Annotated in this window: 7 protein-coding genes and 2 riboswitches; of the genes, 1 reads left to right on the top strand and 6 read right to left on the bottom strand. The window is 53.8% G+C overall.

All coding sequences use genetic code 11. The annotated features are described in order from the left end of the window. Positions 1-499: 499 nt before the first annotated feature. The 6 genes from IKE44_RS11320 to IKE44_RS11295 form a co-directional block, all read right to left on the bottom strand. A complete protein-coding gene (locus tag IKE44_RS11320) occupies positions 500-1,048 on the bottom strand; it encodes a GNAT family N-acetyltransferase (RefSeq protein ID WP_033016802.1) in 549 nt (182 codons plus the stop codon). Positions 1,049-1,186: 138 nt separating this feature from the next. After that, positions 1,187-2,512: an NCS2 family permease gene (locus tag IKE44_RS11315; protein ID WP_049625455.1), complete on the bottom strand. Its 1,326-nt coding sequence runs from the start codon at positions 2,510-2,512 to the stop codon at positions 1,187-1,189. 90 nt (positions 2,513-2,602) lie between these two features. After that, a riboswitch (purine riboswitch) is annotated at positions 2,603-2,704 on the bottom strand. Positions 2,705-2,793: 89 nt separating this feature from the next. Further along, positions 2,794-4,326 carry a glutamine-hydrolyzing GMP synthase gene (gene guaA / locus IKE44_RS11310; protein ID WP_033016815.1) on the bottom strand — a complete coding sequence of 511 codons (1,533 nt, stop codon included), beginning with the start codon at positions 4,324-4,326 and terminating at the stop codon, positions 2,794-2,796. 62 nt (positions 4,327-4,388) lie between these two features. Next, positions 4,389-4,490, bottom strand: a riboswitch (purine riboswitch). 40 nt (positions 4,491-4,530) lie between these two features. Next, positions 4,531-6,693, bottom strand: coding sequence for a transglutaminase TgpA family protein (locus IKE44_RS11305; RefSeq protein WP_049625456.1), 2,163 nt, complete (start codon positions 6,691-6,693; stop codon positions 4,531-4,533). Then, positions 6,690-7,865 (bottom strand): DUF58 domain-containing protein, encoded by a 1,176-nt coding sequence (locus tag IKE44_RS11300; protein WP_049625457.1) that lies wholly within the window; start codon positions 7,863-7,865, stop codon positions 6,690-6,692. Before IKE44_RS11300 ends, IKE44_RS11305 begins: the two co-directional genes overlap by 4 nt. Positions 7,866-7,870: 5 nt before the next feature. Beyond that, entirely contained in the window at positions 7,871-8,827 is a 957-nt protein-coding gene (locus IKE44_RS11295; protein ID WP_049625458.1) for an AAA family ATPase, read from the bottom strand. Positions 8,828-9,163: 336 nt separating this feature from the next. Here IKE44_RS11295 and IKE44_RS11290 point away from each other — a divergent pair, with 336 nt between their 5' ends. Then, positions 9,164-9,661 (top strand): Nramp family divalent metal transporter, encoded by a 498-nt coding sequence (locus IKE44_RS11290; RefSeq protein WP_235434235.1) that lies wholly within the window; start codon positions 9,164-9,166, stop codon positions 9,659-9,661. Positions 9,662-9,859: the final 198 nt, after the last annotated feature.

Raw genomic sequence — 9,859 nt, 5'->3', positions numbered from 1 at the left:
GTTGATTGGCTTTTGCTTCGGCCCATGCGGACCTCCGCTTTTCGTATTGTCCAGCTTCGGTCCGCCGCCGCTCGGGGTCAAATAACCTTCGCCTTCCGGGTGCAAGCACCCTTGCAGGCGAAGAACATTTGCCCGTCGCGGTGACCCGCGGACCTCCGCTTTTCGTCGCGCTTCGTTTCGTTCAGTTTTCAAGGAACGATCAATCTCTTCATCGCCAGAAGAATTACTTCCTCAAAAGCGACTATTATAATGTATCATCTTTTCGTTTTTTTGTCAACACTCTTTTTTGTTTTTTTTGCCGCATCGAAGCGGCTTTATTAATATAGCATCTCCATTTTGATATGTCAAATGTTTATTGCAAAGGGAGTCGGTCAAGATCCCTTAAAGATGTGCATGGCTTTTCGGCACTACCACTACCATGATGGCATTGTTCACAATGGAATCAGACATGCAATCCCTTATGGGGGAAGAGCCATTTTTCCGCATCCCCCAAACCCCCTTATTCACATTTCTCCCATTCTCTCGCTAGCATCCCGTACACAACATGGTCGACAAAACGATCGTAAAGCCACTCCGCGTCTCGAATCGTTCCTTCATTTGTAAATCCCAGCCGTTCTGGAATCGCTCTGCTCCGGTGATTTTCTGTTGCACAGCGGATTTCAACGCGATTCATCCCTTGCTCTGTAAACAAATAGTCGATGCACGCCTTGCATGCTTTCGTCATCAGCCCCATTCCTTGAAACGATTCGCCAAGCCAATAGCCAATGCTCGTTTTTCGATTCGCTCGATCCATATAATGAATTCCGATCACACCAGCCAATTGGCCGCGGTGCCAAATCCCGGCCTCAAAGCCGTTTCCAGCAGCAAACTTCTGCAACCCTTGAAAGATAAACGTTTTCGAATCCGCTACTGTTTGGGTTGAATCCACCCATGGGAGCCATTGACGCAAATGTGGGCGGCATGAATCAATTAACGCAAAAAGCGATTCCGCATCTTCCATTGTGAGCAACTTTAGCCATGAATGTTCCTCTAAGCGATGGATAAACATCGTTCATTCCCCTTTCATCATTTCTTCCATTATAGTACATCACCTTCCACACTCTGTCGTCCCCGCTACGCTCTTGTCAAAAAAAAGACTGTTCCCACGGCAGCCAATCCGCCTTAGGAACAGCCCTTTATTCCTCTTCTATTCCCGCAAAAAGACGAAGTAACAGATAAAGACGACAAACAGCACATATAACAGCGGATGCACGTCTTTGGCGCGGCCTTTTAAAATCATCGTGATCGGGTAGAAGATGAAGCCAACGGCAATCCCAGTGGCGATGCTGTAGGAAAGCGGCATCGTGATGAGCGTGAAGAATGCCGGTACAGCGACTTCGAACTTTTTCCAGTCAATTTCGCCGATCGACGAAGCCATCAACACCCCGACGATGATGAGCGCTGGTGCGGTGACCGGTGCGGTAATGACGCTCAGGAGCGGGGAGAAGAACAGCGCCAGCAAGAACAAAATCCCCGTCACGACCGCGGAAAACCCGGAGCGTCCTCCAGCAGCGACGCCGGCCGACGATTCGATATACGATGTCGTCGTCGATGTGCCAAACACCGCCCCAACCATCACCGCTGTCGCGTCAACAAGCAACGCTTTGCCGGCGCGCGGCAGTTTATTGTTTTTCAACAACCCGGCTTGGTTGGCGACAGCTAGAAGGGTGCCAGTCGCATCGAAAAAGTCAACGATAAAGAATGTCAAAACGACGCCAAGCATTTTCCACGAGAAAATGTCCGGCAAGTGTTCAATCGCGACGCCGAACGTCGGCGAAATATCCGGAATCGCGCCGACAATTTGCTTCGGCACTTCAATTAAACCGAAGATCATGCCGACGACAGCCGTAATGACCATGCCGTAAAAGACGCCGCCGTTTACCTTTTTCACCATTAAAACAACGGTGATGAACAATCCGAAAATGGCGAGCAGCGTATTGCCGTCTTTCAAATCGCTCAATCCGACCAGCGTGGCGTCGTTATTCACAATGATCCCGGCGTTTTGCAGGCCGATGAACGTGATGAACAGCCCAATTCCGGCGCTGACGGCATATTTCAGTTCAACGGGAATGGCATCGATGATTTTTTCTCGAACGCCGGTGAGCGATAAAATCGTAAAAATGATGCCGGAAACAAACACTCCCGCCAAGGCCGTTTGCCACGGAATGCCCATATGCAAGACGACCGTGAAGGCGAAGAAAGCGTTCAGCCCCATCCCCGGCGCCAAGGCGATCGGGTAGCGGGCCAGCACTCCCATTAAAATCGACCCGTATGCCGCCGCCAAAGCCGTGGCGACAAAGACAGCTCCTTGGTCAATGCGCAGTTCGTCAGGAAAATCTTTCACCGCCCCTAACGACAAGGTAAATGGGTTGACGAACAAAATGTACGCCATCGACAAAAACGTCGTCAGCCCGGCGATGATCTCCGTCCGATAATTCGTGCCGAGCTCATCAAACTGAAAATACTTTCTCACGTCTGTCCCCCCTATAAAGAATAAAAACGCTTCTGCAGCTACCAGAAGCGTTGACTAAGAAGGAATGACGAACAGAGAGAGGACATCGGCTCTCTATTTCACATCCCTCGTAGTCAAGCTATTTACGGTAGCTTGGTAGAAACTCCCGAGCCATATTCCCGGGATTATACGACGGAATTCGACAATATTCATGATTCCACGGCTATTGTATCAGCCTGTCGGTCGCTTGTCAAGAAAAAAAGACGAACATTTCTTTGGAAATGCTCGTCTTTTGTTCGTTTTTATTCCCACTCAATCGTCGCCGGAGGCTTGCTTGTAATGTCGTAGACGACGCGGTTGACGTGCGGCACTTCGTTGACGATGCGCGTTGAAATGCGTTCCAGCACATCCCACGGAATGCGGGCCCAATCGGCGGTCATCCCGTCGATCGAGGTTACGGCGCGGATGGCGACCGTATAATCGTACGTGCGGGCATCACCCATCACCCCGACGCTGCGGATGTCGGGAAGAACAGTGAAATATTGCCAAATGTCGCGGTCCAACCCCGCTTTTTTCACTTCTTCGCGCAAAATCGCATCCGATTCGCGGACGATTTCCAATTTTTCTTCCGTCACCTCGCCAAGGACGCGAATGCCAAGCCCCGGACCCGGGAACGGCTGGCGCCAAACGATTTCGTCCGGAATGCCTAATTGTGTGCCAAGAGCGCGCACTTCGTCTTTAAACAGCGTATTGAGCGGTTCGATCAGTTCGAATTTCATATCTTCCGGCAAACCGCCGACGTTATGGTGCGATTTGATCGTTTGCGCCGTCGCCGTGCCGCTTTCGATAATGTCGGTATAGAGCGTCCCTTGCACTAAAAATTCAATGCCTTCAAGCTTCGCCGCCTCATCGTCAAAGACGTAAATAAACTCGTTGCCGATGATTTTCCGCTTTTGTTCCGGATCTTTGACCCCTTTTAGTTTCGCCAAAAAGCGGTCTTTCGCATCGACTTTGATGACATTCATCTGGAATTGCTCACGGAACGTCTTCATGACGCTTTCCGCTTCGCCTTTGCGAAGAAGGCCGTGGTCAACAAAAATGCAGGTGAGCTGATCGCCGATGGCGCGGTGCACCAATACAGCCGCAACCGACGAGTCAACCCCGCCGCTTAAGGCGCACAACACTCTTTTTTCGCCCACTTGTTCGCGGATGCGACGCACCTGCTCATCGATGAAGTTTTCCATCGTCCAGTCGCCCCGGCAGCCGCATACATCGAAAACAAACTTCTTCAACAAATCGTTGCCGTAGACCGAGTGGCGCACTTCGGGATGAAACTGCACTCCATACCACTTCCGCCGTTCATCGCTCATCGCTGCGATCGGGCAGGAAGGGCTTGTGGCATCTACGACAAAGCCGTCAGGCGGAGCGGTAACCAAATCGCCATGGCTCATCCAGACGACTTGTTCGTCCGGCAAACCGTGGAACAACAGGGAGTCATGTTTCACTTGAATGAGCGCCTTCCCGTACTCGCGGTGCGACGCCTTTTCCACTTTGCCGCCTAAGTGGTGCGCCATCAGCTGCATCCCGTAGCAAATCCCTAAAATCGGCAGCCCGAGCTCAAAAATCGCCGGGTCGCACCGAAACGCCTGCTCATCATATACGCTGTTCGGGCCGCCGGAAAAAATGATCCCCTTGGCGTTCAACGCGCGAATCTCGTCGGCGCGAATCGTATGCGGATGCAATTCGCTGTACACGCCAAATTCACGGATGCGGCGGGTGATCAGTTGGTTATATTGGCTTCCGAAGTCCAATACGACGATCATTTCTTGATTCATGTTCTCCACCCCGTCCAAAAAATAAACGCTGCCGTTGCCCAAAACATGGATGAAGGCAGAATAGCAGCGTCTTCTGCCTTCATAGTCGGGCCGTTTACGGCGGCCCGGTAGAGACGCGCAAGCCATATTCTTGCGCTTATATGAAGGGCTTTCGTCTATCCGTATGCAAATTTGAATTCATTCTATCAACTTGCCGGCAGGCGGTCAAGAGATCGTCCTTTTTATTAAATTTTCCCACAATTGACGCGCCTCACGGAGGTCGATCCGGCTGCTGTTTGCGCCGTAGACCGCTTGTTCATACGATTTGGTCAAACGTTCCATTTCATCGGTTTCGAATAAACGATCCACTTGGATGGCATACTGACGCAACGTTTCCTCTTCTTTTCGTTTCAGCCCGTAGTCATGCAGCTGACGCAACAATGCCAAGTAAGCGGGGACAAGCCATTCCGGGCCGTCAACTTGGCGGCGGCGGAATCGAAGGAGCGTAAGGCGCGGCCACCATTTTCGTCTTGTCGTGTAAATCGTTCCGCCCAATGCCGCCAGCATCGCGAACACGCCCAGCACCATTTGCCATGACCAACTGTCGGCCAGCTTCTCCCACCAATGGCGGTCTTGCTCTGGCGATGATCGTTTGATCAATTGTTCGAGCGGCACGCGCGGCTGTTCCTGTAGTTCCGGCTGCGAGGGCTGCGCTTGTTGCTCCTCATTCTGTTGAGAAAGTGAAAACGCATACGGGTTGACAAACCCCCGCGTTGGCTCAAACGGCACCCAGCCGACGCCTTCAAAATACACCTCAACCCACGCATGAGCGTCATGGTTGCGGATTTCGTAAAGATTTTCCCCGTCTTGCTCGCTGACAAGCCTTCCGGACGTATAGCCTTTCACCCAGCGCGCCGGAATGCCGAGCGAACGCACGAGCACGACCATAGAAGTCGAAAAATTGTCGCAATACCCCCGTTTTGTTTCAAATAAAAATTGATCGACGTAATCTTCGTTCTCTTTTGGAACGGCGACATCCTTTGTTTCGTACGTATATTGCCCAAGTTGAAAATACTGCTCAATGGCTCTCACTTTGTCGTAAGCCGTCTGTTCTCCGGCGGCGATTTGCTTCGCCAAGTCGCGCACCCTTTGCGGAAGCGTCTTTGGCAACTGCGTATATCGTTTCAACAGAAGAGGGTCTCGAACTGGGGGCGCGGCGCGCAACGCCGCAATCGGAAAATCCGGCTCCCAATAGGTCAATGAATACTTGCCAACAGGGAACGCATTCGACCTGTCATCGGTCGTATAAATTTTCTCTGTCGCCACATCCATACGGTACACGACCGGTTCGGCTGCTTCCACCCGCCGCAACCCAAGCGGATAAACGAGATGAAACCCTTGATTGCGCCGCTCGATCTCCGCCTTTTGCTCCACTGTCTCAACTTGATCGCTCCACCATTCATACTTGAGCTCTTCGCCGTTGGCAAACGAGCGGACTTGCTCGCTCGGAAACACTTCCCATCCCTTGCCGGTGTAAATATCTTTCGTCTCAATCCGCCAGTAATGAAGCCCTCGATCTTTCGCCGTAAAGACGACGGTATCATCCGCGATAAACGGCCCGCCGAGGCGGGAATCATTCTGTCCGTATCCCACTTTTGCCACGCCAGGAGAAGGCGAGTCATCGTTCGTTTCTTCCGGCTGGGCATGATCGCTGCGGATAAACGCAACCGGATCCGGCCATTGCGGCGGCAGCTTCGGTCCCGCATACCCAGCCGCAAGAGCGACGGCAGGAATGAACAGAGCGGCCGCCCGCCACGTTCCGATGCGAAAAGACGGCGCTTTTGCCTGCAGCCGCTCGCCATGCAGCCAAACGAAGGCGAAAAAGCCAAGCGCCACAAGGCGAACGATCGCGTCGTTCCCGCTATACGGAAAAAACGTATCAAGCACAGCGATATACCCAACTGTCAATGCGTATGGGACAAACCACCGTTTTTTCTGGACAATCAGCCAATGAAACAGAAACGAGATGGCCCATAGCAGCAGAAAAAAGGCAAAGGTGCGCACGGCATCGCTCGGCATGGACAAGCGTCCCCCCTGCAGCCAAGCCGCGCCATCCCGCCATAAGGAATACGGCAGCGAGGCGGCCGAATGGAACGAAAACAGCCAAGCGAGCGACCACCATATATATCCCGCTTTCCCCAAAGCGGACAGCCAGATCGGAAGGCGGAGCCAATACATCCCGAAGCAAAGGGCGACAAAGGCCGCAAACAATCTAATATGCGCTGTATCCGTCACGTCTTCCAACGGCCAAAGCCATTCCGTGAGCAGCCAAGCCGCTAGGACGTTGGGCAGCATAGCAGACAACATCCTTGTCCCTAACCGCCTCATCCGTCTTCTCCTCCTTGCCGGACAGTTTGCCATGATTGAGGGGGCATGTGGGATACGTGCACCCCCGCATGGCGGAGTCCGTCCGCCCACCTCCGCTCGTCCTCTCCCCATTCACGGTTGACCACATACAACACTATGCAGCGTTTTGACGCCATCGCTCGCAGCTGCGCAGCCAACTCGGCGGATAACCTCGACGTCACGACCACGCAACCGGCCGCTGTTCTCCAGTTCCCCTCCTCCGCCAATTGAGACGCAAGCGGCGCTGATCCGTTCGCCTCCGCTTCCGCCAGACGGAGAAGGAGCGACGGCCACTGCTCCTCGCTTCGCCGCGGCGCTAAATAAGAACGGGCTTTTCCAGTCACGAGCAGGCCGACTGGGACTCCTTCATTGATCAACGCTTTCGCGATGGACGCCGCCAGCGTGACAAGCTCCTCAAACCATGGCGATGCGGCGCCGTCGAGCACGACGATCCAATCGTCATTGCGCGGCTCATCGAACTCTTTTGTCATCAACGCTTGCCTTCGCGCTGACGCCTTCCAATGCACCCACGACATTTTGTCACCGGGCGCGTACTCGCGGGCGCCGGCCGCCACCGCCAGATCGCGGCGGTAAGCAAGCGGGCGGGCCTCTTTTCCATAGGCGAACCATTCACGCACCATTTCTGCCGGCCAAGGCCAATAGCGGGGATACACGATGATCGTGCACGGCGCCGAAAACGATTCTGCTTTGTTCACAAAGCCGAGGGCGTCAGAAGCCTCGAGGCGCACGATGTCCAACTGATGGCGGCCGCGCGGCAACGAGAGCGACCACGCACAAGAAAGGCGGCGTCGAAACGGCCACGCGGCCATCGCCCCTCCATGCCGCGGCTCCTGGCCCGAAACGGTGAGGGCAGCGGGCGGAATCGCCCAAGGCAGCTCCATGCGGACCGTCACCGGAATCGGTTCTCCTGCATGATAGCGCTTCGCCGGCACCGTCCGGCTTACCGCAACGCGTCTGATCGGATACAAGGCGACGGCAAACGCATGCAGTCCAAACGGCAAAAAGCTGTAAAACAAAAACCAGCTGACAAATCCGCCTTGAAACATGGCATAGGAAAACAAGATGGCGGTCAACAGCAACAATCCAACAAGCGGGAGCCAACGCCTCCCCTTCTTCATTCGCTTCGCGTTCATCGCTTTTATCGCCGTCCTTGCACCGGCACCGGCGTACAGGCTAGAAGCTGTTTGATGACGGCAGTGGCATCAAGCTTGTCCCATTTCGCTTCCGGACGAATAAGCAGGCGATGAGCCAGCACGTAGGGAGCAAGGTGCTGCACATCATCAGGGATGACAAAATCGCGGCCATGGATGAACGCGTACGCCTGCGCCGCCTTCATCAAAGCGACGGCCCCGCGCGGGCTGACGCCCAAATAGACCGCTTCGTGCACACGGCTTTGCTGGATGAGATCGACGATATACCGCTTCACGGTGTCGCTCACATGCACGCCCATCACCTTTCGCTGCAGAGTGAGCAGTTCATCAAGCGGCATCACCGGCCCGATCTCCGAAAGTGGCGCCGCTTTTTCGAGACGGTTTAACATTTCGATTTCCTCATCGGGAGACGGATAGCCCATGTGCAGTTTCACTAAAAACCGGTCAAGCTGGGCCTCGGGGAGCGGATACGTTCCTTCATATTCAATCGGATTTTGCGTCGCCATCACCAAAAACGGCTGCGGCAGCGCCCGGGTGACGCCGTCAACAGTCACGCTTCCTTCTTCCATCGCTTCCAGGAGCGCCGATTGCGTTTTCGGAGACGTCCGGTTGATCTCGTCCGCGAGCACGATGTGGGCGACAATCGGTCCGGGTTTATACTCAAATTGCTGTGTTTTCGGATTGTAGACGGAAACGCCGATCACATCGCTCGGCAGCAAATCCGGCGTAAACTGAATGCGCTTCAGCTCCACGTTGAACGATTTCGCCAGCGCACGCACCAACATCGTCTTGCCGACGCCGGGCACATCCTCGAGCAGCACATGGCCTTTGGCCAATAACGCTGTTAAGCTGAGGATGATGACGTCGCGTTTTCCGACAATGACTTGCTCAATGTTGCGGACCACCTTTTCAAAAGGGGGAAGCAGCGGCTCGTAAATCGCCATGACATCAAACTCCTTTTATAGTAATGAATGGGTCTTTCAGCGGTAGACAAGGAGCAGTTTATACTATTACTATAATATCGAATATACGGAACTTTTGGAATCCATTTGCAACAAGGGGGAAGAGAAAAAAGGGAAATCGAAGTGGACGATGATCGGCCCGGGGCTGATCGGCGGCGTCGGCGGCTCTATCACCATGGCGTCATACGGATATTGGCTACAGGAAAACGGCTGGAAAGGGCGAGCTTACGTATCGCCGATGCGCTATGATCCCGCTGTCGCTTATATTGTCACCGCCATCTTTATGTTGTCGCTTCTCGTGCTTGGGGCGCCGCCTTGTTGTACGGCACTGACACGACGATCAGCGGCGAGCAGGGGCTTGTGTCATTCGCTTCGATCATGGGCAACGAGCTGCACCCGGCTGCCCGTTGGCTCTTTTTGCTCGGCTTTTGGTCGGCGTCATTTACATCGGTCATCGGCGTTTGGAACGGCGTTTCGTATTTGTTCGCCGATTTTGTTCGCAACATGCGGAAAACGCCGGTTGGCGCTGAATCGCTCAACCAGTCAAAAGCGTTCCGCTTCTACGTCTTTTGGCTCACCTTCCCGCCGATGCTCTTGCATTTCATCGGCAAGCCGGTCGGACTCATCATCGCCTACGGGGCGCTCGGCGCGCTGTTTATGCCATTTTTGGCTGTGACGCTTCTTTATTTGCTCAATTCGAAAAAAGCGCTTCCAGAAAAAGGGCGCAACCATTGGCTCTCGAATGCGCTGCTCGTTCTTTGTCTGGCGCTGTTTGCCGTCTTGTCGATTAATGAACTCATTCGCCTGTTTGCTTAACATTTGCCCGGTGCAAAGCAGCCAGCTGGCGGCAGGAGGCTGTCTCAATGGAAAAACGGGGCTGACCCAAAAGTCCGCCAAAAAGCGGACTTTTGGAGTCAGCCCTCTCTGGTTTTTGTATATTTTACCAAACGGAACAAAATTCCGACTCTGTTCTTCCCCTCATTTACGCCACCAAGGACAATTGCTTGTCCCTAG

This window comes from Geobacillus sp. (assembly GCF_017515625.1).
In the GTDB taxonomy this organism is placed as follows: Bacteria; Bacillota; Bacilli; order Bacillales; family Anoxybacillaceae; genus Geobacillus; species Geobacillus stearothermophilus.
The sequence above is the reverse complement of the archived record's forward strand: the minus strand, read 5'-3'. Positions and strand labels throughout refer to the sequence as shown.